The 24,843-nt window shown below is 73.5% G+C and carries 21 protein-coding genes and 1 pseudogene; 14 read left to right on the top strand and 8 right to left on the bottom strand.

Features of this window, described 5'->3' with window-relative positions:
• Positions 1-242: 242 nt before the first annotated feature.
• The 6 genes from ABZ881_RS12850 to ABZ881_RS12825 all read right to left on the bottom strand — a co-directional run bounded on the left by ABZ881_RS12850 (position 243) and on the right by ABZ881_RS12825 (position 8,320).
• The gene (locus tag ABZ881_RS12850; RefSeq protein ID WP_358484243.1) at positions 243-1,460 is read right to left on the bottom strand and encodes a DUF418 domain-containing protein; all 1,218 of its coding nucleotides are present in this window, start codon (positions 1,458-1,460) and stop codon (positions 243-245) included.
• Between the two features lie 502 nt (positions 1,461-1,962).
• Complete coding sequence (locus tag ABZ881_RS12845; protein WP_358484241.1) at positions 1,963-2,295, bottom strand: MarR family winged helix-turn-helix transcriptional regulator; 333 nt, start codon at positions 2,293-2,295, stop codon at positions 1,963-1,965.
• Between the two features lie 249 nt (positions 2,296-2,544).
• Positions 2,545-3,735 (bottom strand): IS110 family transposase, encoded by a 1,191-nt coding sequence (locus ABZ881_RS12840; RefSeq protein WP_358484240.1) that lies wholly within the window; start codon positions 3,733-3,735, stop codon positions 2,545-2,547.
• Between the two features lie 324 nt (positions 3,736-4,059).
• Positions 4,060-6,090 (bottom strand): thioredoxin domain-containing protein, encoded by a 2,031-nt coding sequence (locus tag ABZ881_RS12835; RefSeq protein WP_358484238.1) that lies wholly within the window; start codon positions 6,088-6,090, stop codon positions 4,060-4,062.
• The gene (locus ABZ881_RS12830) at positions 6,087-7,259 is read right to left on the bottom strand and encodes an AAA family ATPase (RefSeq protein WP_358484236.1); all 1,173 of its coding nucleotides are present in this window, start codon (positions 7,257-7,259) and stop codon (positions 6,087-6,089) included. The genes ABZ881_RS12835 and ABZ881_RS12830 overlap by 4 nt, the downstream gene beginning before the upstream one ends.
• A 23-nt stretch (positions 7,260-7,282) precedes the next feature.
• Positions 7,283-8,320 carry an aliphatic amidase gene (locus ABZ881_RS12825; protein ID WP_358484235.1) on the bottom strand — a complete coding sequence of 346 codons (1,038 nt, stop codon included), beginning with the start codon at positions 8,318-8,320 and terminating at the stop codon, positions 7,283-7,285.
• A 321-nt stretch (positions 8,321-8,641) separates the two neighbouring features.
• Between ABZ881_RS12825 and ABZ881_RS12820 the strand changes: the two genes are divergently transcribed.
• Positions 8,642-9,706, top strand: a complete 1,065-nt coding sequence (locus ABZ881_RS12820; protein ID WP_358484233.1) for a substrate-binding domain-containing protein — start codon at positions 8,642-8,644, stop codon at positions 9,704-9,706.
• Positions 9,707-9,767: 61 nt separating this feature from the next.
• Here the strand turns inward: ABZ881_RS12820 and ABZ881_RS12815 are convergent, their stop codons facing one another.
• The gene (locus tag ABZ881_RS12815) at positions 9,768-10,184 is read right to left on the bottom strand and encodes a MarR family winged helix-turn-helix transcriptional regulator (RefSeq protein WP_358484231.1); all 417 of its coding nucleotides are present in this window, start codon (positions 10,182-10,184) and stop codon (positions 9,768-9,770) included.
• A 378-nt stretch (positions 10,185-10,562) separates the two neighbouring features.
• Here ABZ881_RS12815 and ABZ881_RS12810 point away from each other — a divergent pair, with 378 nt between their 5' ends.
• From ABZ881_RS12810 to ABZ881_RS12775, 8 genes are all read left to right on the top strand, one after another.
• Positions 10,563-11,447: a nitrilase-related carbon-nitrogen hydrolase gene (locus tag ABZ881_RS12810; RefSeq protein WP_358484229.1), complete on the top strand. Its 885-nt coding sequence runs from the start codon at positions 10,563-10,565 to the stop codon at positions 11,445-11,447.
• Positions 11,437-12,924 (top strand): hypothetical protein, encoded by a 1,488-nt coding sequence (locus ABZ881_RS12805; RefSeq protein ID WP_358484228.1) that lies wholly within the window; start codon positions 11,437-11,439, stop codon positions 12,922-12,924. The genes ABZ881_RS12810 and ABZ881_RS12805 overlap by 11 nt, the downstream gene beginning before the upstream one ends.
• Positions 12,925-12,934: 10 nt before the next feature.
• Positions 12,935-13,234, top strand: coding sequence for a hypothetical protein (locus ABZ881_RS12800; RefSeq protein WP_344019517.1), 300 nt, complete (start codon positions 12,935-12,937; stop codon positions 13,232-13,234).
• 119 nt (positions 13,235-13,353) lie between these two features.
• Positions 13,354-15,009, top strand: a complete 1,656-nt coding sequence (locus ABZ881_RS12795) for a tubulin-like doman-containing protein (RefSeq protein ID WP_344019515.1) — start codon at positions 13,354-13,356, stop codon at positions 15,007-15,009.
• A 206-nt stretch (positions 15,010-15,215) separates the two neighbouring features.
• Positions 15,216-15,722: a hypothetical protein gene (locus ABZ881_RS12790; protein ID WP_358484226.1), complete on the top strand. Its 507-nt coding sequence runs from the start codon at positions 15,216-15,218 to the stop codon at positions 15,720-15,722.
• A gap of 4 nt (positions 15,723-15,726) precedes the next feature.
• Positions 15,727-16,026: a hypothetical protein gene (locus ABZ881_RS12785; protein WP_344019511.1), complete on the top strand. Its 300-nt coding sequence runs from the start codon at positions 15,727-15,729 to the stop codon at positions 16,024-16,026.
• A 5-nt stretch (positions 16,027-16,031) separates the two neighbouring features.
• A complete protein-coding gene (locus ABZ881_RS12780) occupies positions 16,032-16,868 on the top strand; it encodes a ferric iron reductase (protein WP_358484224.1) in 837 nt (278 codons plus the stop codon).
• The gene (locus ABZ881_RS12775) at positions 16,865-17,206 is read left to right on the top strand and encodes a hypothetical protein (RefSeq protein ID WP_344019507.1); all 342 of its coding nucleotides are present in this window, start codon (positions 16,865-16,867) and stop codon (positions 17,204-17,206) included. Before ABZ881_RS12780 ends, ABZ881_RS12775 begins: the two co-directional genes overlap by 4 nt.
• 27 nt (positions 17,207-17,233) lie before the next feature.
• Here the strand turns inward: ABZ881_RS12775 and ABZ881_RS12770 are convergent, their stop codons facing one another.
• Entirely contained in the window at positions 17,234-19,996 is a 2,763-nt protein-coding gene (locus tag ABZ881_RS12770; RefSeq protein WP_358484222.1) for an AAA family ATPase, read from the bottom strand.
• Between the two features lie 138 nt (positions 19,997-20,134).
• Here ABZ881_RS12770 and ABZ881_RS12765 point away from each other — a divergent pair, with 138 nt between their 5' ends.
• The 5 genes and pseudogenes from ABZ881_RS12765 to ABZ881_RS12745 form a co-directional block, all read left to right on the top strand.
• Entirely contained in the window at positions 20,135-20,860 is a 726-nt protein-coding gene (locus ABZ881_RS12765) for a flavodoxin family protein (RefSeq protein ID WP_358484221.1), read from the top strand.
• A gap of 28 nt (positions 20,861-20,888) precedes the next feature.
• The gene (locus ABZ881_RS12760; RefSeq protein ID WP_358484219.1) at positions 20,889-21,188 is read left to right on the top strand and encodes a GNAT family N-acetyltransferase; all 300 of its coding nucleotides are present in this window, start codon (positions 20,889-20,891) and stop codon (positions 21,186-21,188) included.
• Positions 21,189-21,266: 78 nt separating this feature from the next.
• Positions 21,267-22,814 (top strand): MFS transporter, encoded by a 1,548-nt coding sequence (locus ABZ881_RS12755; protein ID WP_358484216.1) that lies wholly within the window; start codon positions 21,267-21,269, stop codon positions 22,812-22,814.
• A gap of 42 nt (positions 22,815-22,856) precedes the next feature.
• Positions 22,857-23,795, top strand: coding sequence for a DUF5996 family protein (locus ABZ881_RS12750; protein ID WP_358484215.1), 939 nt, complete (start codon positions 22,857-22,859; stop codon positions 23,793-23,795).
• A gap of 778 nt (positions 23,796-24,573) precedes the next feature.
• Positions 24,574-24,816, top strand: a pseudogene (locus ABZ881_RS12745) (hypothetical protein); the annotation flags it as partial.
• Between the last annotated feature and the right edge of the window lie 27 nt (positions 24,817-24,843).

Raw genomic sequence — 24,843 nt, 5'->3', positions numbered from 1 at the left:
ACCGCCGATCGGCAGTATCGGAGCGTCCGTCGCGGACCTGGGGGCGCGAGTCGCGTCGTCCTACAGTCCGACGTATCCGGCGACGGGCGTGGGGTCTGTCACGGGACCGGTCCCCGGTCGGTGAGGTGGCAACGCGGTCGGGTTCCCTGGCGCTCGACCGGATCGGCGTCCCCGAGCCCGGCGGGTACGAGCGGTTCGGCCGGCTGCCGAGTAGTTGACGCCGGGCCGCTACCGAGGGCGCCTCAGGTTCGGTAGGTGAGCCTCCGCAGCAGCACCTCGGCCGGGCCGCGGACACCGGCGACGTCGAGCCGGTAGGCGACGACGACGGTCAGCAGCCACACGCCGATCGCCACCAGCATGGCGGTGGCGCTGGTCAGGTGCGCCCCGAGCCCGAGCCCCCAGGCCGACAGCACCGGGACGAAGATCAACGACTGGGCGAGGTAGCCGGACAGCGACCGGCGGCCCAACGCGACGAGCGCCCGGACCGGAAGGGGGCGGCGGGTGCCGACCCGGTGCGCGATCAGCCCGAACAGGGCGGCCACGCCGACGCCGGCGAAGATGCCGGTGAGCAGGTGGAACGAGACCACGGCCGACGGGTTGGGCACCACGAGCACGCCCAGGTGGAGCAGGGCCTGCAGCGTTCCGAGGCCCCAGCCGAGCGCGAGACCGATCACGGCGGTGCGGCGCAGCAGCGGGAGGTGGCGGCCGGGTTCGTCGAGGATGCGGTGCCGGGCGGCGAGGATCCCGATCAGGAACGCGGCGGGCATGACGAGCCCGACCAGCGACGAGATCGGCGACGGCAGCCACAGCGCCAGCCGGAGCAGCGCCGAGGCGAGGTAGCCGGTCTCCGCGGCGGCCTGCTGCTGCGGCGCCGCCGCCCCCACCCCGGCGGGTACGAGCTGGCCGAGCACGGCGAGGCCGATGTTGACCAGTGCGGCGACCCCGAGCAGCAGCCCGATCCAGAGCTTGAGGACTCGGTCGCTGCGGTGCAGGAACAGCGGGACGAGCAGCAGTCCGAGCAGTCCGTAGGTGCCGAGGATGTCGCCCTGCCAGAGCAGCACGGCGTGCACGAGGCCGAAGGCGAGCAGCCACCAGTGACGGGTGCGCAGCAGCCTGCGGATCTCGGCGTCGGTGCTGCCCGCGGCGCTGCGGCGGGCGTAGAGCTGACCGATCCCGTAGGCGAACAGCAGCCCGAACAGCGTCCAGGCCCGCCCGTCGACGAACACGATCGTCACGGCCTGCGCGACACGGTCGGCGGCCCCACCGCCGGCCGGGTGCAGCAGGGTCGACCCGAGCTCGGAGTTCCAGAGGAACCACGGGGCGTGGGCGAGTGCGATGAGCAGCAGCATCATCCCCCTGGCCAGGTCGGGAGCTACCGACCGCTCGGCGACCGGTGTCGGCGCCGCGGCGCGGGCCGGGTCGTGGTCGTCCGGTCTGGGCCGGTGGATGGGTAGGGACACGGCATGCCTCCCGGCACGATGGTCGTGGATGGTGACGTCAGCAGGCGGCGCGGCGGGCCCGGACGCCTGCCGCCGGATCGACCGGCAGGGATCGGCCCCGGCCCGTAGTCGAAGCGGCGGCCGGCGGAGAGCCGTGCGGCACCACGGCGCGCGCGTGGTCCTCGGCATTCGGGGACACCATTCCGGCCTCCTGACGGTCCGTGGCTGTGCGGACCAGGTGACACCGTGCCGCCGCGGCACGGTCAAGTGCCCGGGGTGCGGGCCATCCGTCCGTGGACGCCGATGGGCGTCGGCGGCGGGGCGGGGTTCACCGACCACGTCCTCGCGCCCGGCCCGCGCGTCGAGCCTGGTGGACCTCTGTCACCGCGGTTCGCGCTGCACGGTGACCGCGCCGAGGATCAGCACGACCCCGACCACCCCCCCGGGGTTCCGGCTTTGCACGGGGGTGCGGCCGGAAACCGCCGGCGTGCTCGGGCGAGCGGGCCGCCGGCGCCCGAGGGGCTCACCCGCCGACCTGGTCGGACCGGGCGATGAGATCGGCCATGGCGGTGTGGAAGTCCCGGCGCCGCTCCTCGCTCCAGCCCGCGGTCAGCTCATCGAAGATCTCCTCCTGCCATGCGTGCGCCTGCCGGAGGACCAGGCGTCCGGCGCGGGTCACCGACACCTCACGTCTGCGGCCGTCCGACGCTCCCGCTGTCACCGTGAGATATCCGGCGTCGACGGCGCTCGTGATCAGTCGTGACGCGCAGCTCTGGTCGATGCCGATCTCGTCGGCGATCGCGTTCACGGTCGGTGGCCGGCCGCGGCCGTGCAGCGCCGCCACCGCCTCCGTCACCAGTACGAGTCGGCCCGTTCGGCGACGGAGGCGTCGTGCGTGGCCGCACGGCGTGACCAGTGCCGGACGAAGGAGAACAGCAGCTGCCCGGTACACCGGGCCTGCCCACACGGCGGTGAGCACCGCGGCGGTGGCGCCGGTCGCGGCGACAACACCCCCCAGATCATCGTGCGACAGGGGCAACGAGTCATACCGCGACCGGCGGCCTGCAAGCCCTCACCGGGCTTGATCAAGAAGGCTCCTCTCTAGTCAAGTCGATCTTGGTCGGGGCGGCGGTAGAGTAGCGGCCGCGGGCCCGGGAAGTGACTTGTCCGAAGAGCCGGCGGTAGGGGTTGAGCCGGTCGCGCTGGACTCTCGAGTCGCCCCCTGGTGTCCTCCCGGGTCCGCGCCATCAACACGTGCCGCATCGCGGCAGAGTTCGCGAAAGACCAGGTCGGACAGCCGCCGCTTCAGGCAGCGCATGGCCTCCTTGTGGCTCTTTCCCGCGGTGCGCTTTCGCCGGTAGTAGGTCCGGCCTGGCCCCTCGTGCCGAATCTGGCTGATGGCCATGATGTGCAGGCAGCAGTTGAGCTGGCGATCCCCGGCCCGGGACAGGCGGTGGCGGACAGTGTCGCCGGAGGAGACCTCGATGGGCGCGGTGCCGGTGTAGGAGGCGAACGCTGCCGCCGAGCGGAACCGGTGGACGTTCCCGACTCGGGCGAGGATCTTGCCGGCAGTCAGATCACCGATGCCGCGCAACTCGGTCAGGCTGCTGCCGCTGGCCGCAACGGCAGCGCTGATCTCGGTCGTCGCGGCGGCGATCCGTCGGTCCAGGTGACGGACTTCGCCGACGAGGTCGACGGCCAGGCGACGTAGCGTGCGCGGGCCCGGCGTGCGCGGCCGCACCCTGCGCAATGCCCGTGCTGCAGTCTCGGCATCGAGGGAGCCGGACACTCCACCCGGGAGCAGCTTGGTGAGTAGCGCATGAAGGCGATTGACCGTCTGGGTTCGGGTACGGACGATGTCGTCTCGATGCTCGACCAGGGCACGCAGGGCTGTGATCGTCTCGTCGACCGCAACGCTGCGTAGCCCGGCCGCGGTCAGCGCCGCGATACCGACCGAGACCGCGTCGTCGCTGTCGCTCTTGCGGCCGTGCCCAGTCGAGAGGGTGCGGACTCGAGAGGCCAGCTTCGCGGGTACATCGACGACGTCGATGCCGTCTGCTGACAAGCGGGTCGCCAGCGGGGCGCCCAGCCCGATCGCTCCCTCGATCGCCCATACCGCGTTCGGCCAGCGATTCGCGAAACGACGCAGCTGACGGTAGCCCTGCTGGCTCACCGGCACCCGGAGCGTGGCCAGCGGGGTCAGCCCCGCGCCGACCGCCGCCGCGGTCCACGATGCTTTGTGCGGGTCGACCGCGATGACCACACGATCCTGCTGCTGCGTCGACGTGTTCGACACCCAACCTCCTCGACGACGTTCGTCTGTTGTTCGACGAGGAGGGCAGACCAACTTGGGGCAGTGCAGACCTCTCTCAAGCCACTCCCGTCGGCGGCACCGGCCAGGACACAAGCCTTCTTGGAGTCAGCCCCGCGGGGCGACAGGTAACGGGCGAGCGAGCCTGGCCGGCGCCTCGGAGATCATGGCTGCAGACCTGATCTCCTGCCGAGATCAAACAAGTTGGTGACGGGGGCAGGTTACCGACGGCGGCGAACGCGACGGGTGCGGTGCCCTACAGGGCACCGGCGGAACAGACCTGGAGGACCCACGAGCACCGGCCCGGTCTCACCCCGGACCCGCGACCCCGTCCCGCACCCCCGGACCGGCGAGCTGCCGGTCGAGCTCGGCGACGGTGCCGACCGGCCGCTCGCAGACGAACCCGCGGCAGACGTGCGCGGCCGGGCTCCGGTGCGCCGCCGGCCCGTCGGGCACCGCGGGGTGCCCGGCGACGACCACGCCCCCGCCGGGGACCCGCCTGCGGGCGTGGTCGACCAGGTCGGCGAACCGCGGGTCGCGCGGGTCACCGTCGACGGTGACCAGGACCGGGCCGTGCACGAGTGCCTCGGCGGTGCTCAGCCAGTGTCCGGCGAACCGGGCGTGCTCGGCGAGGACCCCGCCCATCGTGGACAGTGCGGCCTCGGCGATCTCGCGGTAGCGGTGCGACCGCTCCCCGTCGACGAGCACCGAGGCCGTGAGCAGAGCACCGGCGAGCGCCGAGCTGCCGCACGGGGTGGCGTTGTCGACGAGGTCGCGCGGCCGGTGCAGGATCGGCGCGGCGTCGTCGGCGGTGTCGTGGAAGCGGCCGGGCCGGTCGGGATCGGCGAACCGGTCCAGGGTGAGATCGAGGACGGTGCCCGCGGTGTCGAGCCAGGCGGGGTCGCCGGTCGACCGGTGCAGGGCGAGGAGGGCCTCGGCCAGCCAGGCGTGGTCCTCGAGCACCCCGGCCGCGGTGCCCGGCCGCCCGTGCCGCGACGAGCGGTACAGCCGTCCGTCGCGCAGGTGCAGCCCGAGGAGCAGCCGGGTGAGGTCCGCGGCGGCGGACACCCAGTCGTCGCGGCCCAGGTCGGTGCCCGCCTCGGCGAGCGCGACGGCGGCCATCGCGTTCCACGCGGTGACGATCTTGTCGTCGCGGGCGGGCTGCGGGCGCCGCCGCCGGGCGTCGAGCAGCGCGGCGCGGACCCGGCGCAGGCGCTGGTCGTCGTCCGGGTCGGCGGGCAGCTGCAGGGTGGACCGTCGCTGCCCGAAGGTGCCGGCGCTGGTGACGCCGAACCGGTCGGCGGCCCACATGCCGTCGCCGAGCCCGAGCGCGCCGATCAGCTGCCCCGGCGTCCACAGGTAGGTCAGGCCCTCCTCGCCGTCGGCGTCCGCGTCGAGCGCGGAGGCCAGGCCGCCGTCGACGGCCATCCCGGTGAGCAGGAAGTCCCCGGTCCCGGTGGCGATCCGGTGTGCGAGGGCCGATCCGGTCAGCCGGGCGAGGTGCGCGTAGAGCCGCAGCAGCAGCGCGTTGTCGTGGAGCATCTTCTCGAAGTGCGGGACGGCCCAGGCGGCGTCGGCGGTGTAGCGGGCGAAGCCGCCCGCCAGCTGGTCGTACAGGCCGCCCCGGGCCATCCGCTCACAGGTCAGCGCGACGACGTCCAGCGCCCGCGCCGATCCGGTGCGCTCGTGATGGCGGAGCAGGAACTCCAGGCACAGCGCCTGCGGGAACTTGGGGGCCGCGCCGAACCCGCCGTGCTCGGGATCGGCCTCGTCCAGCAGCGTCGCGGCGGCCCGGTCGAGGATCTCCGGACCGACCGGCACCCGGGGCCGTTCCTCGGCGGCGTGCCGGGCGAGGTTCGCGGTGATCCGGGTGGCCGCCTCGCGGACCCGCGCGCCGTCCTTCCCCCAGGCCGTCGTGACGGCGGTCAGCACCTGGCGGAACCCGGGCAGCCCGGACCGGGGCGTCGGCGGGTAGTAGGTCCCGCAGTGGAACGGCTCGCCGTCGGGGGTCAGGAAGCAGGTCAGCGGCCAGCCGCCGCGCCCGGTCATGGCCTGGGTGGCGGCCATGTAGGGGGCGTCGACGTCCGGGCGTTCCTCGCGGTCGACCTTGATCGCGACGAAGCCGGCGTTGATCTGCCGGGCGGTCTCCGGATCGGCGAACGACTCCCGGGCCATCACGTGGCACCAGTGGCACGCCGCGTAGCCGATCGAGAGCAGCACCGGCACGTCGCGCCGGCGGGCGTCGGCGAAGGCGTCGTCCGACCACGGCCACCAGTCGACCGGATCGTCGGCGTGCTGGAGCAGGTAGGGACTGGTCGCGTCCGCCAGCCGGCCGCTCACGCCGGCTCCGCCCGCCCGGCGCCGGCCGCCGTGGCGCCGTGCGCGCCGGCCCGGCCGGGGGAGTGCGGCCGGACGACCAGCGGGTCCGGGCCCCCGCCGGGTGCCGGATCGATCCGCAGGGTCAGCGGCGGCCGCGCGCCGTCGGTGGCCCGGCGGTGCCGCACCAGCGCCTGCGCGACCGGCACGACCACGTTCCGGCGCACGCTCCGGCCGAGGCCGCGCGCGCCGTTCACCGTGTCGAAACCGTCGTCGAGCAGCACCTCGACGACGCCGTCGCCGATCACGAGCTCGACGTCGCGCCGCCGGAAGCGCTCGCGCACGTCGTCCAGCCGCAGCGCGACGATCCGCGCCGCCGTCCCGGGCGTGATGGCGCCGAAGTGGACGACCTCGTCGAGCCGGTTGAGGAACTCGGGTTCGAAGAAGTCGCGCACGGCGCGGTCGACGATCGCGCCGTCGCGGTGCCCGAGCGCCGCCCGGGCGCGCCGCCCGACCGGCCCCCTCACCGGGAGCGAGCCGAGCGCCCGGCGCCACGCCCGGCCCTGCCGGCGGGCGAGATCGGCCGACCCGAGATTGGAGGTCATGAACACGAAGGTGTTGCGGAACGAGATCGTCCGGTCGCCGCCGGCCAGGGTCAGCCGGCCGTGGTCGAGGGCGCCGAGCAGCGCCCGCAGCACCAGCGGGTGCGCCTTCTCCACCTCGTCGAAGAGCACGATCCCGGGCGTCAGCGCGGTGCCCTCGACGGTGGCCCGGTCCAGCACGCTCGCGTGCTCGCGGCTCCCGGCGTAGCCCGGCGGGGCACCGGCCAGGGACGCCGCGTAGTGCTCCTGGCCCAGCTGGCCCATATCGACCCGGCAGAGGTCGTCCGGGCCGGACCGGATCTCCGCCGCCAGCCGCCGGACGAGCTCGGTCTTCCCGACCCCGGTCGGTCCGACGAGCAGGACGCTCGCCATCGGCCGGTCCCGGTCCTGGAACCCGGCCTGGGCGATGACGAGCGCGTGCCCGACGGCCTCCAGCGCCGCGGCCTGGCCGAGCACGCGCTGCCCGATCGCCGCGGTGACCGCGGTGGCGTCGAAGGTTCCGGTCCGGTTCGGGCCCGCTGCCGGTGCGGCCGGACCGGGGGCGCGGAGATCGGTGTCCCGGTCGTGGAACCGGTCGCTGAGATAGGGCACGGGATGGTCCGGGTACCGGTCGCTCAGGCGTTCCGGGTCTTGTCGTAGGGCAGGTCGTAGACCGGTGCGCTGGCCACCCCGACCGTCGAGCGGGTGATCGCCTCGACCGCCTCCTGGGCCTTCTGCGCATCGGTGACCCAGAGCTTGTAGAAGTCGAACGGGCACTCCGCGATGCCCTTGTCGCCCTCACCGGCGGCGTGCACGCCGGTGTAGCCCCGGTGCAGCAGCTTGAACAGGTGGTTCTGGGACTGGTCGTTGCGCCGGGCGTCGCGGATCGCGCTCAGCGAGAGCTGGGCGTACTGCACGCCGTAGTCCTCCTCGCCGCACTCGCCGAGGGTGCGGCCGTCGAACCCGATGATCGCCGAGTGCCCGAAGTAGGAGTAGACCCCGTCCCAGCCGGTGTCGTTGGCGACCGCGACGTAGCAGTTGTTCGCCCAGGCCATCGCCTTCGCCATGATCACCTGCTGGTCCTTGGACGGGTACATGTAGCCCTGCGGGCGGACGATCAGCTCGGCACCCTTCATCGCGCAGTCCCGCCAGATCTCCGGGTAGTTCCCGTCGTCGCAGATGATCAGCGAGATCTTCATGCCCTTGGGGCCCTCGGCGACGTAGGTCGAGTCGCCCGGGTACCAGCCCTCGATCGGGGTCCAGGGCAGGATCTTGCGGTACTTCTGGACGATCCGGCCCTCGTCGTCGATCAGGACCAGGGTGTTGTACGGCGGCTTGTTCGGGTGGTCCTCGTGGCGCTCGCCGGTGATCGAGAAGACGCCCCAGGTGCCGGCCCGGCGGCAGGCGTCGGAGAAGATCTCGGTCTCCTCGCCCGGGACGGTGGCCGCGGTCGCGTACATCTCGTCCTGGTCGTACATGATCCCCATGGTCGAGTACTCGGGGAACACGACCAGGTCCAGGCCGGGCAGGCCCTGCTTCATGCCGATGATCATTTCGGCGATCCGGCCCGCGTTGTCGAGCACCTCGGCCTTGGTGTGCAGCCGGGGCATCTTGTAGTTCACGACCGCGACGCCGACGGTGTCCGGGCTCGACGAGATGTCTCCGTGACGCATGTTTCCTCCTGGCGAGGGACGGGCCGGTCGGGACGGGCGCGCACGACGACGTGGATCGGCACGGCTGTGACCTCGCACTACGGCGTTCGGCCCAGCTGCCCGCGTGACCGGCGGGCCTCCGGGTGGAACCACCCGGAGAAATTTCACGATGAAGATATTTATAAAGGTACGGCTGTGTCAAGGTGATGCACCGGGGGCCGTTGACCCCCGGTTCCGGCACGCCGGCCGGTCGCCCGATCGGCCTACAGGTCGTCAACATGCAGGCAATACGACGGGTGCAGACTCAGCGCATCGTCGGGTGCGGACAAGACGGAGATTCGCGTGACCGCAGATGTCATCGAGATCGCGTTCGTCGTGCCGGCCAGCGGACCGTCGGGTATCTACGGGCCGTCCTGCCAGGCCAGCGGCCGGTTCGCGGCCATCGAGATCAACGAGGCCGGCGGCATCCTCGGCCGCGAGGTGCGGCTGCGGACCGTGGATGGGGGGCAGTCCCCGGGCCGGGTGGCGAGCGAGGTCGGCGCTCTGGTCGATGCCGGGTTGGTCGACGCCGTCACCGGCTGGCACACCTCGGCCGTCCGGGAGACGCTCGCGCCCCGGCTGCGCGGCCGGGTGCCCTACGTCTACACCGCGGTCTACGAGGGCGGCGAGCGGTCACCCGGTGTCTTCCTCACCGGCGAGACCCCGACCGACCAGCTGCTGCCCGCGATGCGCTGGATGTCGGCGGAGATGGGCATCCGGAGCTGGGCGATCGTCGGTAACGACTACGTCTGGCCGCGCGCGTCGGCCCGCTACGCCCGCAGCTACGCCGAGCACGTCGGGGCCGAAATCCGGGACGAGATCTTCACCCCGCTCGGGACCGAGGACTTCGGCCAGGTCCTGCGGCGGGTCGAACGCGCCCGGGTGCAGGGCGTGCTGATGTTCCTGCTCGGTTCCGACGCGGTGCGGTTCAACCGCGCGTTCACCGAGATGCGGCTGCACGACCACTGCATCCGGCTCAGCCCGCTGATGGACGAGAACATGCTGCTGGCGACCGGTGCGGCGAACACCCACGAGCTCTACTCGGCCGCGGGCTACTTCGAGACCCTCGGCACCGGGTACGGCCTGGACTTCGAGCGCCGCTACCTGGAGACGATCGGCCCGACGGCTCCTGCGCTGGCCTCGCCGGGCGAGTCCTGCTACGAGGGGATCACCCTGCTGGCGCAGCTGGCTGCGGCCGCCGGCTCCACCGACGTCCCGCGACTGTCCACGGTGGCGGACCGGGTCGCCTACGAAGGTCCGCGCGGAGCGGTGCGGGTCCGCGACCAGCACCTGGTCCAGCGGATCTACCTGGCCCGCGCCGACGGTCTCGAGTTCGACGTCCTGGCCGAGATCCACGGCGGTGCGTAGCTCCGGCGGCCGGCCCCGCCGGACGCCGAGCCCGCAGCGCGACGCCCGGCCCGGGGCGCGCCTAGCCGCGCGCGCCCGCCGGGGCGTTCTGCTCGGCCAGCCGGGCGAGCAGATCGGTGAGCACGAGCGCGTCCGCACCGAGGCCGGCCACCGCCTCGGCCTCCACCGCGGCCACCCGCGGCTCGATCGCGGTGTGCAGGCTCCGCCCCTCCTCGGAGAGGAACGCCAGCACGCGGCGCCGGTCGCGGTCGTCGACCAGCCGGTACACCAGCGTGGCGTCGACCAGCTTGTCCATGATCTTGGTCAGGGTCGGGCCCGGGACCACCAGGGATCCGGCCAGTTCCGACATCGGATGCCCCTCGCCGTCGGCCAGGAGATCGAGGGTCCGCCACTGGTCGACGGTCAGGCCCTCGGAACTCAGCGTGCCCTCGAGCAACCGGGCGATCTGCCGTTCGACCTGGCCCAGCAGCCGGCTCATCTGCAGCCGGGGCGCGGGCCCGGCTTCAGCCGTGCCCCCGGCGTCAGCCGTGCTCGCTGTGCCTTCTGTACCTTCTGTGACCTGTCGGGTCCTGCCCATCGAATCCCCGCACCCCCACAGCGGCCTGTCCCGCGTCGGACAACCCGTGCGGGCGCGCCGACCTCGTCGGGTCGGGCACCGCGACACACTGCTGTCACCGTAAACACTGTCATTGTAAAGCTAGGTCGTCCGCACGTTCCAGTCGATCCCGGGGCCGGTCACACCGGCCCGGGCCGCGCCGGCACCGTTGCGACCAAATTACTTCACACAGAAGGTATTGCCAAAAGCAGATATTCACGTAGGTTCATCTCCAGTGGTCGACGAGGAGGGGAGGGCAACATGTCGTTCGAGGTCGGAGACGGCGGGACGGTCGGCGTCGTCGTCGTCAACCAGCTCGTTCCCACGGTGCGGACCCGGACCGACGCCCGGCTGTCCTACTTCAGGACCGCGGGGGTGGTGTCCGGTCTCGCCGGGGCCTACCGGGCCGATCTCGTCGTCCTCCCCGAGTACGGCGTGCACGGGATCGGGACGGGCACCGGGGAGCGCCCTGCGCTGGCGTTCCCGGAGGAGGCGCTCGACGTGCTCGGGCCCGCCTGCGCGGCGGCCGGGGTCTGGCTCGCCGTGTCGGTCAGCGCCGGCGCGACCCGGGACGACCCGTCCCACCGCATGGTCCTGCTCGACGACCGCGGCACGGTCGTCGCCGGTCACGTGAGCGGACCGGCGGGCGGTGACGCCGCGCGCCGGCCGCGGATCGTGGACGGGCCAGGGGGGCTGCGCACCGCCCTGGCGTTCGCCGACGGCCCCCGGCCGGCGCTCACCGATCCCGGGCTCCGGGAGGCCGAGCTGGTGATCCTCTGCTGGACCGCCCCCGGCGCCGGACCGAGCCGGATCGTGCAGGCGGCCCGTGGGCTCGCCTGGACCAACGGCTGCTACGTGGCCTCGGCGAACGCCGCGGGCACGGTCGGGTCGCGCCAGTGGGTCGGGCACTCGTCGCTGGTCGGTCACGACGGGCGCGTGCTCGGTCTGTGCGGCGGGATCGACTACGAGGTCCAGCACGCCGAGTTCTCCGTGCCCGGCCTGCGGGCCGCCCGGAGCCGGCGGGCCGACGCGGGTCGTGCGGTGGCCGACTCGGTCCGGCGCGGTTCCCTCTCACGCCTCGCGGCCGCGCGTGGCTCTCACACCCCAGGAAGCATCCCCGGAAAGGCAGACACCTATGTCCGATGATCATGGACACGGCCACGGCCACGGCCACGAGGCGGCGGACACCGCGCTCGCCCGCATCGAGGCGCTGAGCAAGGAGAAGGTCCATCACGCGGGCGACCACGAGGGTCCCTTCTCGCTGCACGTGCTCGGCCTGGGCGCGACCGGGGCGGAGGTCGTCTCCGCGATCTCCGGCATCGCGCCGCCCGGGTTCACCGCACTCGCCGTCGACATCGGCGCCGGCAGCCTGTCCGGTGTGGCGGCCGGTGATCCGGCGGTCCGCACCGTCGAGCTACCGATCCCGAGCCGGCCCGACCTGTCCTCGGCGCTCAACCGGTACCGCGAGTTCCTCAAGATGGAGTACCCGCGCTACTACTGGAACCCGAACTACGAGCCGTGGCTGCCTGGGGACCTGGAGATCCCCGGATCGAGCGCGGAGATGCCCCGGGCGATCGCCAAGGCGATCTACGGTGCCGAGTACTACCAGAACCGCGAGATCACCACGGCGATGGACGAGTTCGCCGAAGGTGTGCTCACCAGCGAACAGACCCCGCTCGTCGTCGTCGCGTTCTCGATGGCCGAGGCCGTCGGCAGCGGGATCGTCGTCGAGATCGCCCGGCACCTCTCCTCGATCAAGCTGGGCCGGCGGCCCTGGGTGATCGGCATGGGCGTCCTGCCGCAGCAGCCCGAGGCGACCTTCTTCCCGGTGATCAACGAGCTCGACTGCATGATCGACACGGAGAAGAACAACGGCGTGATGGCCGTCTGGGGCGACCTGTACAAGAACCCGTTCACCGGCGGCTTCTTCGCCGTGCCGGACGACGGCACGCACAGCCCGGTCGACGCCATCGCCTCGTTCAGCACCGCCGGGGGCGGCAAGGACCTCTACGAGACCCTGAAGGCGCTCAACTGGCTGGCGGTGCCCGGCGACCAGTGGCACCCGGCGATCCGGGGCGAGCAGAGCGACCGGTGGATCAACCTGCTGGCCACCCGCCCGCCGACCGAGGCCGGCGACCTGTCCGGGCTCGGGCTGATCGCGGGCTTCGCCACCGAGTACGCCGAGGCGCGGGTGTTCGGCACCGGTCCGGCGGCCGCGGCGGCCGCGGCGGCCGTGGCCGGCGCGATCCCCGGTGTCGCCGCCACCCGGGTGGAGCCGGTCGTGGAGTCCGTGGAGACCCCCGGCGACGGCGTCGTCAGCGTGGTGCTGCCCCGGGCGTCGAAGCTCGATCTCGGCCTGTTCGTGCCCTCCCGCGATCTCTACGACCCGCTCGAGTGGGAGGCACACCTGCTCATGCACTCGTGGCTGCTCGATCTCGGGGTGATGCTCTGCGAGCCCTCCATCCGGTTCGACGGGATGGGCGGCGAGTGCATCTGGGGCTGCGCCTGCTGGGTCGTGGTGCCGCACGCCGCGATCCGCGGCGAGAGCGTGGCCTCACCGATCAGCGACGAGGACGTCGCCGCGGTCGCCTCGTCCGGCGTCGGCGTCCCGGCGTCGGGCTGAGGAGCGGGCGATGGCCACCGACTGGTCCGAGATCGTCGCCCGCTACCAGGGGGGCGCCCAGCTGCCGTCCATGCCGGGCGCCCGCACGCTCGAGGTGACCGGCGCCGACGACGAGTACGTCTACGTCTCCCACCGGCTCTGGCAGGACAAGATCACCCGTGCCTACCTGGAGAAGGCGATGACCCTGCTCGACGAGGGGAAGATGACCAGCAACTACGGCGACGTCGTCGACTACTACCGGACCTACATCGCCGACGAACGCCCCACCACGGCCGCGACCATCCTGAAGGACCTCGGCTACGTCAGCTAGGCCGGCCGGGACCGGTCACGACGCAGCCACCGCACCACCGGTTCACCCCCCATCACCGATCGGCACACGACCGCACCGGCCGTGTGGCGACGACCCATGACATCCCGAGGAGGCCAGCAATGGCTCTGTCCATGTACCACAGCGCCACCGGCGCGCAGTCCCCGCACTGCATCCACGCCATCGGCATCGGCAAGGCCGGCGCCTACATGGTGGAGGCCCTGCTGCGCACCGGTGAGATCGAGGACATGCTCGAGGACCCGCGTGCCCGGTTCACCGGTCTCTCGATCGACATCGGCGATCAGGACCAGCACGAGCTCAAGGAGTACATGGGCGGTTTCAACCAGCGGTTGGAGGAGCGTGGGATCCCCACCGACCGGGCCCAGGTGCGCGCCGTCTCGCTGGACGTCCCGGAGAAGAAGGACCTCCTGACCAGCCTCAACCGTTGGCGGGAGTACCTCAAGATGGAGTACCCGCGCTACTACTGGAACCCGAACTACGAGCCGTGGCTGCCGGCCGACATGGAGATGCCGAAGGCCGGTGAGTCGATTCCGCGCGCGGTGTCCAAGGCGATCTACGGGCACTACTACTACGGCGAGGAGAAGTCGCTGGAGAAGGAGCTCGACGACTTCGTCGCCTCGATCAACGCGACCAAGCTCCCGTCGATCGTCCTGGTCTTCTTCTCGATGGCCGGCGGGACCGGCTCCGGCATGGTGGTCGACCTGGCCCGGCACCTGTCCAACGTCAAGCTCGGGCGGCGCATCCCGGTCGTCGGCGTCGCGGCGATGCCGTTCTCCGGCGACGAGGAGCACGCGGGCGGCGACGCCGCGCTGTTCCCGACGATGAACGAGATCGACTGCATGCTCGACGACGCCAAGAACCAGGGTGTCATGGCGGTCTGGGGCGACCTGTACAAGAACCCGTTCACCGGCGGCTTCTTCGCCCTGCCCCAGGAGCACTCCTGGCAGCGGCTCGGCTCCTACACCAAGGCCGGCAAGCCCGCGGTCCGCGACCACCTGCGCAAGATGGTCACCCGCAAATTCGTCAACGACTCGTTCACCCGGTTCGTCGTGCAGGACTACGGGCGGCTGCTGTTCAAGATGCTCCGTCCGGCCGGCTTCACCGGTGCGCCGCACGAGCGGAACATCTCCGGCGACCGGACCTGGACGGTGTTCGACGTCGCCAAGTTCACCCACCCCGGGGTCGAGGTGCTCCCGGGCGAGCCGCGCAGCAAGTGGCGCGAGGTCGTCGGCAAGTGGATCGGCTACATCCCGCAGTTCTCCGGCCTGCGCGAGGGATTCAAGACCGACTACATCGAGGCGCACACGGTGTCGCCGCGGGAGCTGTGGAACGAGACCCTGCAGAAGAAGCTCGAGTCCACCCTCGGCGAGTACGTGCTCGACGGCGAGGACGGCACCGTCAACACCACGCTCGGCGAGTTCTTCGACGAGCTGACCGCGTACTCCAACATCGTCATCCCGGGCGTCGCGAAGAGCGACTTCACCGCGTTCTTCGCCGCCCGTGACGCCTACGACAAGATCGAGTCGTGGGAGGAGAAGCTCCTCATGCACTCCTGGCTGCTCGATCTCGGGGTGATGCTCTCCGAGCAGTCGATCCGCTTCGACGGCATGGCGGGCGAGTGCATCTGGGGCTGTGCCTGCTGGGTCGTGGTGCCGCACGAGGCCATCCGCGGGGACGCGCCGGCCTCCAAGGACCTCACGGTCGTCCAGGCCGAGCACATCGCGATGATGACCAAGACGGTGGTGCCGACTCCGTGACGACCGGGGCGGGCGGGCGGCTGCCGGCCGCCCGCCCCGCCCTGCACGACCCGGACGGCCGGGGCCGCGGCCCGCCGTCCCTGCACCCCACCCACCGACCGGTCGGCCGCGGCGACCGCGAAAGGCGACGATCCCGATGCCCGGAGTCGCAGACGCCCACCCGGTGGGCACCGCCGCGCCGCCGGTGGCGGGGCGCTGAGGCGACCGTGTACGCCGACACGACGAGCGAGCCCACCGTCACCGACGACGAGCGGGAGTTCGCCGAATGGCTGGAGCGGGTTCGCTCCACCTACGAGGCGGTGCTCTACACCTGCACGCACCGGCTGGTCGACGCGAGCCTGGCCGACCAGGTCGCGGTCCAGGTCGTCGCGGGGCTCGTCTCCCGGCCGCTGGTGTTCCGCTACTTCGGCCTGCCCTACTCGGGCCGGATCGCGACCCTGGCCGAGGCCCGCATCGTCGAGGCCGACACCGGCGGGCTGGCCCGCGTCTGCGGGTGGCCGGAGCTGCGGTCGCGGCTGGCGGCCGTCCCCGCCGAGCACCGCGAGGTGCTCGTCGCGGTGTGCCTGCGGGCCGAGGACGTCGAGACCCTCGCCCGCGGGCTGGGCTGCGACGAGGACGACGCCGCACGACGCCGGGCGGCGACGCTGGATTTCATGAGGACGCTCGCGGCGCCGGGCCTGCCCGGCACCCCGGATCCGGAGGGACAGGACTGATCGCATGCCGTTGATCTGGGCGGACGTGGAACGGAAGTACGACGGCGGCGCGCGGATCCCGACCGTCGCCGGCGGGAAGACCCTGCAGGTCACCGGGGTCGACGCGGACGGGGTGCACATCCGCAACGCGCTCTGGCGCGACACCCTGCGCCGCGCGGACCTGGAGAAGGCCGTCGATCTCGTCGAGGCCGACCGGATGAGCCGGCACGCAGGCCTGTTCGTGGAGGAGTACCGGACACTCGTCGCCGACGTGCGTGCCACCTCCGCGGCGCACGTGCTCAAAGACCTCGGTTTCCTGGAGTAGCGCCGGTGCCGCCGGATCTCGCGCTGCCGCCGCAGGTCGCCGCACAGTTCACCGCCGACTGCGGGATCGGCGACGGGCCGGGCCGTCCCGCCCGCACCGTCGTCGACCGGGACCTCCCGTCGATGATCCTGGCCGTCCGCCGTGCCCGCGGGGCGGGCGCGGCGGCGGCCGGGTCGCTGCTCGTGCTGGCCTACGCGCGCCGGCTGGTCTGGCCGGTGCTGGGCGAGCACCTGCTGCACGGCCGCTGGCTGGACCCGGCCTGGGCCAACGTGGTGATCGACACCGACGACCCGGGCGGGTCGTTCCGGATCGGGTTCGTCGGCACCCCGCAGCCGGCCGGGCCGGCCGTCGGCGAGGTCGTCACCGCCCTGGTGGACGGCCACCTGGAGCTGCTGGTCGAGCAGGTGCACCGCGAGACGCGGGTCGGCCGGCGCGTCCTGTGGGGCAACGTGGCCGTCGCCGTCGCACACGTCTTCCTGGCCCTGTCCTGGTCGGCGCCGCACCGCGACGCGCTCGCGGGCACCGCCCGGGACGTGCTCGCCGCCGCACCGCGCCTGCGCGGGCTGGTCTCGGTCGAGTCGGTGCGCCATCCCGCCGCGGACGGCGACCGGTGGATGGTGGTGTGGCGGCGCACCTGCTGCCTCGCGTTCCGCTGCGCGGCCGCGGTCCGGCCGTCGTACTGCGGGACCTGTCCGGTGGTCCCGCACCGGGATCGGCTGGCGAGCTTCCACCGGGCCGCGGGCCGTTACCCGGGCCGGCCCGGCGGGCCCCGCCGGGACGACGACGTGACGCCGGTCCCGGATCCGCGCCGATGCCGCACCCCACCGAGGAGGACCCCGTGATCGCCTGGACCGACGTCGTCAGCCGCCTCGCGCCCGGCGACAGCCTGAGCCCGCTGGTCGGGTCCTCCCGGCTCACCGTCGACAGCGTCGGAGCCGATCGGATCTGCATCCGGCAGCGCCTGTGGTCCGCCTGCCTGACCCGGGCCGACATCGACACCGCGAACCGGATCCTGGCCGACGCCCCGGCGGACGTCTCGCCGGTCGGGTTCTCCGAGCTGATGCGGGCGCACTACGCGTCGGGCACCGACGTCACCACCGGGTGCACCCGGCTCCCCAACCTGGCGGCGGTGGTCCTGCTCCACCTCGGTGCCTTCGCGGCGGGCCCCGGCGGGCGCTGAGGCGGCGCCCGGCCGGACCGCCCCCGGTCAGCGGCCGCGGGCGTCCGCGCCGATCCGCAGGTCCCCGGCGAGGTCGATCCGGGCCAGCTCGGTCCGGGAGCTGATGCCGAGCTTGGGATAGACGTTGGCCAGGTGGTGGCCGACCGTGCGCGGGCTGATCAGGAGCTGGGCCGCGATCTCCCGGTTCGTCAGGCGGTCGGACGCCAGCCGGGCGACCCGCAGCTCCTGGGCGGTCAGCCCGGCGGCCGGTCCCGGCCCGCGGCGGGCGGGCGGGGCGTCGGCCAGGTCCTGCTCGCGCAGCGACCGCCTGCGCAGCGGATCGGCGTCGAGCCGGTCGAACACGGCCGCGGCGGCGGCGAGCTGGCGGCGGGCGTCGGAGCGGCGCCGGGCGCGGCGCAGCCACTCGCCGTACAGCATCCGGGTGCGGGCCTGCTCGAACGGGGTGCCCGCGGTCTCCGCCAGGTCGAGCGCGCGCCGGTAGGATGCCTCGGCTGTCCCTGACCCGCCGGTCAGGGCCTGCAGGCGGTGCACGGTCGCCTCGGCCCAGGCCGCCCCCGACCGCCGGGCCCAGTCCTGCACCGCCGCGAGCCGGGTCGCGGCGACGTCGAGGCGCCCGGCCTGCACCGCCGCCTCGGCGGTGTCCGCGGCGGCGAGCAACGCGAACGTGGGGTGGGCGGCGTCGTGACCGGGCCGGGCCAGCGGCATCAGGTGGTCCAGCGCCTCGTCGGGGCGCCCGCCGAACAGCGCCGCCCGGCCGCGCGGCCAGTGCGCGGCGCCGCTGAGTGCCCGAACCCCGCGCGGCGCCGAGACCTCCAGCGCCCATCGCGCGTGCCCGTCGACCGCGCCGTCGTCGCCGCGCGCGGCGGCGAGCAGCCCGAGGGTGCCGTGGCACTGGGTGGCGACGTGGTCCGCGCCGACCTCCCGGGCGAGCTGCAGGCCGTCGACCGCGGCGGCCTCGGCGGCGCCCCAGCGTCCGGCGTCCAGGTCGAGCACCGCGCCCTGGGCGAGGACCACCGCCAGCGCGGCCAGCTCGTGGCGGTCGCGCAGCGCGGCGGCCTGCACCCGCAGCAGGTCGCGCACCGGCTGCACGACGCCCCAGAGCTGGACCAGCGGGGCCGGTGGGAGCAGCTCCCAGGCGACGGACTCGAGCCGGTCGGCCGCGGCCCGGGCTGCGGCCGCGGTGATCGGGGCGGGCCCGCCGGTCCGGTCGTAGCAGGACCAGAGGGTCCGCAACGCCGGCAGCTGCCCGGCCAGCGCCGGGTCGTCGTCGGCGTCCACGCCCAGCAGCCGCTGCAGCGCCTCCTGCTGGAGGTCGGACCGGCCGGCCGACCAGGCGGCGCGGACGGCCACCGAGCCCAGCTGCACCGCGTCCCGGGTGCCGGCGACGGCGTCCATGTCGCGGATCAGGTGGTGGTGGGCGCGCTCCGGGATGCCGGTGGCGAACTCGAGGATGCCGCGCAGGCCGCTGCTGGCCCGGGCCACGTCGGTCCCGCTCTCCAGCCGCTCGGCGTCGTCGAGCAGCTGCCGGGCGGCCTCCGCGTGCCCGGCCTCCCAGGCGGCGCGGGCGGCGGCGGCCAACCGGCGCGCGGCCTGGGCCGGCGCGGGCGAGAGCTCGGCGGCGCGCCGCAGGGTGCGCGCGCCGGCCGGCCCGGCCCCGCAGCGCAGCGACTTCGCCGCGGCGAGTTCGAGCAGCGCGGCGACCTCCTCGTCCGGCGCGTCCGCGGCGGCGGCCAAGTGCCAGGCGCGTTCCTCGACCGCGTCCGCGGGCAGGGCCGCGGCCAGGGCCCGGTGCGCGGCCTGCCGGTCGCCGAGCGCGGCGCCGTCGTAGATGGCCGCCGGGATCAGCGGGTGCCGGAACTCCACGCGGGACCCGGTGGCGCGCAGCAGGCCCGAGCGCAGCGCGTCGTCCCAGGCGGAGTCGTCGACGCCGCGTTCGGCCCCGGCCCGGTGCACGACGTGCCGGTCGCCCCGGTCCTCGGCCGCGGCCAGCAGCAGCAGCGCCCTGGCCGGCTCCGGCACGGTGGCGACCCGGTCGCGGAACGCCCGCCGCAACCGGGGGCCGATCGGCACCGGTGGGCCCGGCGCGGGCAGCGGCGTGTCGGCGGGCGCGCGATCGAGGGTGGGCAGCTCGTGCAGGGCCAGCGGATTGCCGCCCGCCGTCCGGACCGTGGCGTCGACCAGCGCCGGATCGGCGCCGGGCGCGGCGGCGGCGACCAGCGAGCGGGCGTCATCGTCGGCCAGCCCGCCGATCTGCAGGGCGGCCAGCCCGTCCCACGGCCCGGTCGCCGGCTCCTCGTGCCCGGCGAGCAGGACCACGACCGGATCGCTCGCGACCCGCCGGGCCAGGAACCCGAGTGCGTGCGCGGATGCCTCGTCGATCCACTGGACGTCGTCGACGACGACCAGCACCGGCCGTCGCCGGGCCAGGTCGGACACCAGCGACAGCACCGCTGCACCGATCAGGAAACGGTTGGCCGGCTCCCCGGTCCGGCCCAGCGCACCGCCCAGCGCGGCGGCCTGCGGCGCGGGGAGGGCGTCCAGCCGGTCGGTCACCGGCCACAGCAGCTCGTGCAGGGCGGCGAACGCCAGCCCGGCCTCCATCCGGGTGCCGCGGCAGCGCAGCACCGTCGAACCGGCGGCAGCGCCCACCGCGTGGTCGAGCAGCGCGGTCTTGCCGATCCCCGGCTCGCCCCACAGCAGCAGCGCGGAGCCCGCGCCGTCCGCCGCCCGGGCCAGCAGCCGGTCCAGCGCTGCCGTCTCGGCGCCCCGGCCCACCAGCTCCGTCGTCACCGCAGCCCTCCCACGGGCCCACCCGGCGACCCGGTGCAGCGTAACCAACCGATCTCCGGTGCCGGACAGGGCGACGCGACCGGGGCGACCGATCCGCCGACCGATTCGCTCCCGGTCCGGCCACCCGACACTCGGGGCGTGAGCACGCCCCCGACCGCCAAGCCCGACTTCACCGGGCTGCGCGCCGTGTACGTCAACTGCACACTGAACCGCTCGCCGGGCCTCAGCCACACCCAGGGCGTGATCGACCGCAGCGTTGCGATCATGGAGGCGAACGGCGTCCACGTCGACCAGATCCGCGCGGTCGACCACGACATCGCCACCGGCGTCCGCCCGGACATGACCGGGTTCGGCTGGGACGGCGACGAGTGGCCCGCCCTGCTGGCCCGTATCCTGGCCGCCGACATCCTGGTCATCGGTGGGCCGATCTGGCTGGGCGACAACAGCTCGGTGACCCGCCGGGTGATCGAGCGGCTCTACGGCTACTCGGGCGTGCTCAACGAGCACGGCCAGTACGCCTACTACGGGCGGGTGGGCGGCTGCCTGCTCACCGGCAACGAGGACGGCCTCAAGCACTGCTCGATGAGCATCCTCTACAGCCTGCAGCACATCGGGTTCACCATCCCGCCGCAGGCCGACGCGGGCTGGCTGGGGGAGGTCGGGCCCGGCCCGTCCTACCTCGACGAGGGGTCCGGCGGCCCGGAGAACGACTTCACCAACCGCAACATCACCTTCATGACCTACAACCTGATGCACACCGCGTCGATGATCCGCAACGCCGGCGGCTTCCCGGCCCACGGCAACCAGCGCACGGTCTGGGACGCCACCCGGCACGCCGACCACGCCAATCCCGAGTACCGCTGACGGCGGGCCACCGCCGAGAGGACGCCACATGATCGTCGTGACCGACAACCGGGCCGCGAACCGATTCGAGGCCCGCGAGGGCGAGACCCTGGCCGGTGTCGCCGAGTACGCGCGCACGGCGCAGCTCGTCGCGTTCGTGCACACCGAGGTCGAGCCCGCCTTCGAGGGGAAGGGGGTGGGTTCGGCGCTGGCCCGCGAGGGGATCGCGTCGGTCCGGGCCGACGGGCTGCGGGTGCTCGCCGTCTGCCCGTTCATCGCCGGCTGGCTGGCCCGCCACCCGGAGTTCGCCGATCTCGAGTACCGGGCGGCCAGCCGGGTCACGGACTGACCGGCGCCCCGGCTCGCGCCGGCGCCGCCGCGGTGCCACCGTGTGATGCCGGTTCGCGGCATCGGGGAGGCGATCGGGATGAGCGGGCTGGACGGGCCCGGCCTGCGGATGGGGACGTCGCGCGGGCGCTGGGTGCTGTTCACCACGGTGCTCGGGTCGGCGCTGGCGATGCTCGACGCGACCGTGGTCAACGTCGCGCTCGGGCGGATCGGCGCCGAGTTCGACGCCGGCTTCTCCGGTCTGCAGTGGACGGTCAACGCCTACACGCTGACGCTGGCGTCGCTGATCCTGCTCGGCGGGTCGCTGGGGGACCGGTTCGGGCGGCGCCGGGTGTTCGTGATCGGCGTCGTCTGGTTCGCCGTGGCGTCACTGCTGTGCGGGGTCGCCCAGAACATCGAGATGCTGGTTGCGGCCCGGGCGCTGCAGGGCGTCGGCGGGGCACTGCTCACCCCCGGGAGCCTCGCGATCATCTCGGCGTCGTTCCGCGGCGCGGACCGGGCGGCGGCGGTCGGTGCGTGGTCCGGGCTCGGCGGGATCGCCGGTGCGGTGGGCCCGTTCCTCGGCGGCTGGCTCGTCGAGTGGAGCTGGCGCGCGGTGTTCCTGGTGAACCTGCCGGTCGCCGTGCTCATCGTGGTGGTGGCCGCCCGGCACGTCCCGGAGTCGCGTGACCCGGACGCCGCGCCGCGGCTCGACGTCGCCGGCACGTCGCTCGGTGTGCTGGGTCTCGCCGGGCTGACCTGGTCGCTGACCGCGGCCGGTGAGCAGGGCGCCGACACCGTGGTGCTGTCGGTCGGCGTGGCCGGCCTGCTGGCGCTGGCCGGCTTCGTGCTGGTCGAGCGCCGCTCGACGCATCCACTGGTGCCGATGACCCTGTTCCGCAACGCGCAGTTCAGCGCCGCGAACGCGGTGACCCTGATGGTCTACGCCGCGCTCGGGGTGCTGTTCGTGCTGCTGGTGCTGCACCTGCAGGTGGTCGTCGGCTTCTCCCCGCTGCAGGCCGGCGCGGCGCTGCTCCCGGTGACCCTGCTGATGCTCGTGTTCTCCGCCCGCGCGGGACGGCTCGGCCAGCGGATCGGGCCGCGGATCCCGATCGCGGGAGGCACCCTGCTCGCCGCCGCCGGCCTGCTGCTGCTGTCCCGGATCGGGGTGGACGCGTCGTTCGGTGTGGACGTGCTGCTGCCGATCGTCGTGTTCGGCTCCGGGCTGACCCTGGTGGTCGCGCCGCTGACCTCGACGGTGCTGGACTCGGCGTCGGACCGGCACGCCGGCGTCGCCTCCGGGGTGAACAACGCCATCGCGCGGGCGGCCGGTCTGCTGTCGGTCGCGGTGATCCCGGTGGCGGCCGGGATCACCGGCGAGGACTACACCGATCCGGTCGCGTTCGGCGCCGGTTTCCGGACGGCGATGCTGATCAGCGCCGCGCTGATGGTCGCCGCCTCCGTGCTGGCGGTGGCGTTCGTCCGCCGGTCCGCCGCGGAGCCGGACCAGGCGGAGCCGGGCACCCTGATCCGGCCCGACTCCTACGCGCAGTGCGCGATCACCGGCCCGCAGATCCATCCCGGCCGCCCGGTTGCCGCCCTGCCCGCCGACCCGGGCGCGGACCCCCGCGGCGGGCCGACGGATTGACCGACCGATGCGGTCCGCGGCCGGCGGCCGGACACTCGGTCGATGACCACCTCGACGACGGCCTGGCCGACCCTGCGGGTCGCGGACTGGACCGCCACCCGCGAGACCCTGCACATGTGGACCCAGATCGTGGGCAAGATCCGGATGGCGCACGCCCCGCTGGTCAACCACTGGTGGCAGGTGGCCCTCTACGTGACCCCGCGCGGGCTGAGCACCTCGGCCGTCCCGTACGGCACCGGGGCCTTCGAGATCGAGTTCGACTTCCTCGGGCACCGGCTGGAGATCCGCAGCAGCGACAGCGGCACCCGGACCGTCCCGCTGGCGCCGATGCCGGTCGCCGAGTTCTACGCCCGGGTCATGGCCGCGCTCGGCGAGCTCGGGATCGACGCCCCGATCCGGCCGCACCCCAACGAGGTCGACCCGGCCATCCCGTTCGCCGAGGACCACGTCCACGACTCCTACGACGGCACCGCGGCCGCCCTGTTCTGGCGGCAGCTGCTGCAGGCCAACCGGGTGATCGGCGAGTTCCGGTCGCACTTCGTCGGCAAGGTCAGCCCGGTGCACTTCTTCTGGGGCGGCATGGACCTGGCCTGCACCCGGTTCTCCGGCAGGCCCGCCCCGGCGCACCCCGGCGGCGTGCCCAACTGCGGGGACTGGGTCATGGTCGAGGGCTACTCCCGCGAGCTGTCCAGCTGCGGCTTCTGGCCCGGCGGCGGCGAGGAGGGCGCCTTCTACTCCTACGCCTATCCCGGGCCCGACGGGTTCGCCGACCGGCCGGTCGGGCCGGACGGCGCGTTCTTCAGCACCGAGTTCCAGCAGTTCCTGCTGCCCTACGAGGTCGCCCGCGCCGCGCCCGATCCCGATCGGGCGGTCACCGAGTTCCTGCGCAGCAGCTACGAGGCCGCCGCCGATCTCGGGCACTGGGACCGCGCGGGGCTCGAGGACGATCCCTTCCGGTGGCAGCGGATCGACGGGGCCTGACGGGCGCGACCGGCGTGCTCGCGGTCAGGGCAACAGCACCGAGCGGAGTACTGTGCCTGCGCCTCGTCGATGACGGCCTCGTCGGCGAGCCTGCGGATGCGCGCTTCGGTCTCCGCCCGCTCTCCGTCGTCCGGTGGCGAGGGGTCGATGCGATGTCGGCGGGCATCGGTGGGGGCGTGGAGCGGTCCACCCCGGCGGACGGCGGCGGTGTGTCGGCGGGCAGCCGGGCGACCGCCCGCAGCGACTGTTCGTCCTCACCGGCGAGCAGCTGGCCGAGGAACACCTGGCCGCCGTCCCGGAGCTGTGCGCTGAGCTCGGGTAGACGCGTGTGATCGGCGCGGGCTCGGAGTCGATGGTGACGACCTCGGTGAGGCGGGCGGCGCGCACCGTCGGGGACTGTGGCCGAGGTCGGAAACCTGCCCGGCGAGCACCCGTGTCGAGGTGACCGCGATGTAGTCGGTCAGCGGCCGCAGGCTGTTCGCGACGAAGAAGCCGCGCACCACTACGTCCGGTTCCAGGCACCCCCTCAGCACGGTCCCGCTCCTGCGCCGTTCCGGGCCGCCCGATTGCCGAGCACCGGCTCGTCGTCGGCCGGGGGCGTCTCGATGGCGGAATGGAGCTGATCGAGTTCTGCTCCTTGGGCAGCCGGGCCTTCTCGCACTCGAACTCCTTGCGCGCGGCGTCCTCGTCGCGCTGACGTTCGCGTTCGGCGCGGATCCGCTCCTTCTCCTGTTCCTGGTGGGCGAGGGCGGGCGGCCCGGCCGCGGACGGTGGCACCGTGCTCTACCATCCCGATCTCGCCGCACCGGGATGCCGACGCCGTGGCGTTCGCCACGAAGTCCGCGCCGCGGCCGCCGACGGCACCGCAGGTCCAGCAGGCAGTCGCGGTGTGAGCACGGCCGGGATCCTGGCCGGGTTCCCGGCGTCGCCGTTCCTGCTGATCCTCGGCGTGACCTACCTGTTCTCGGTCGCCAACAGCAACGGGACGATGGAGTGGGTGATCGGCGTCGCCGCGCGGGCGGTCCGGGCGCGCCGTCGCGGTGCCGAT

It is taken from the genome of Pseudonocardia sp. NPDC046786, assembly GCF_040645415.1.
GTDB lineage: Bacteria > Actinomycetota > Actinomycetes > Mycobacteriales > Pseudonocardiaceae > Pseudonocardia > Pseudonocardia kongjuensis.
Note: the sequence above shows the minus strand (reverse complement) of the source record. Positions and strands in the feature narration are given on the sequence as shown.

Coding starts and splice junctions, on each gene's coding strand:
- ABZ881_RS12825 (WP_358484235.1), bottom strand. CDS start 8,320: ATGCGTCACGGAGACATCTCGTCGAGCCCGGACACCGTCGGCGTCGCG.
- ABZ881_RS12815 (WP_358484231.1), bottom strand. CDS start 10,184: ATGAGCCGGCTGCTGGGCCAGGTCGAACGGCAGATCGCCCGGTTGCTC.
- ABZ881_RS12810 (WP_358484229.1), top strand. CDS start 10,563: ATGTCGTTCGAGGTCGGAGACGGCGGGACGGTCGGCGTCGTCGTCGTC.
- ABZ881_RS12805 (WP_358484228.1), top strand. CDS start 11,437: ATGTCCGATGATCATGGACACGGCCACGGCCACGGCCACGAGGCGGCG.
- ABZ881_RS12800 (WP_344019517.1), top strand. CDS start 12,935: ATGGCCACCGACTGGTCCGAGATCGTCGCCCGCTACCAGGGGGGCGCC.
- ABZ881_RS12795 (WP_344019515.1), top strand. CDS start 13,354: ATGGCTCTGTCCATGTACCACAGCGCCACCGGCGCGCAGTCCCCGCAC.
- ABZ881_RS12785 (WP_344019511.1), top strand. CDS start 15,727: ATGCCGTTGATCTGGGCGGACGTGGAACGGAAGTACGACGGCGGCGCG.
- ABZ881_RS12760 (WP_358484219.1), top strand. CDS start 20,889: ATGATCGTCGTGACCGACAACCGGGCCGCGAACCGATTCGAGGCCCGC.
- ABZ881_RS12755 (WP_358484216.1), top strand. CDS start 21,267: ATGAGCGGGCTGGACGGGCCCGGCCTGCGGATGGGGACGTCGCGCGGG.
- ABZ881_RS12750 (WP_358484215.1), top strand. CDS start 22,857: ATGACCACCTCGACGACGGCCTGGCCGACCCTGCGGGTCGCGGACTGG.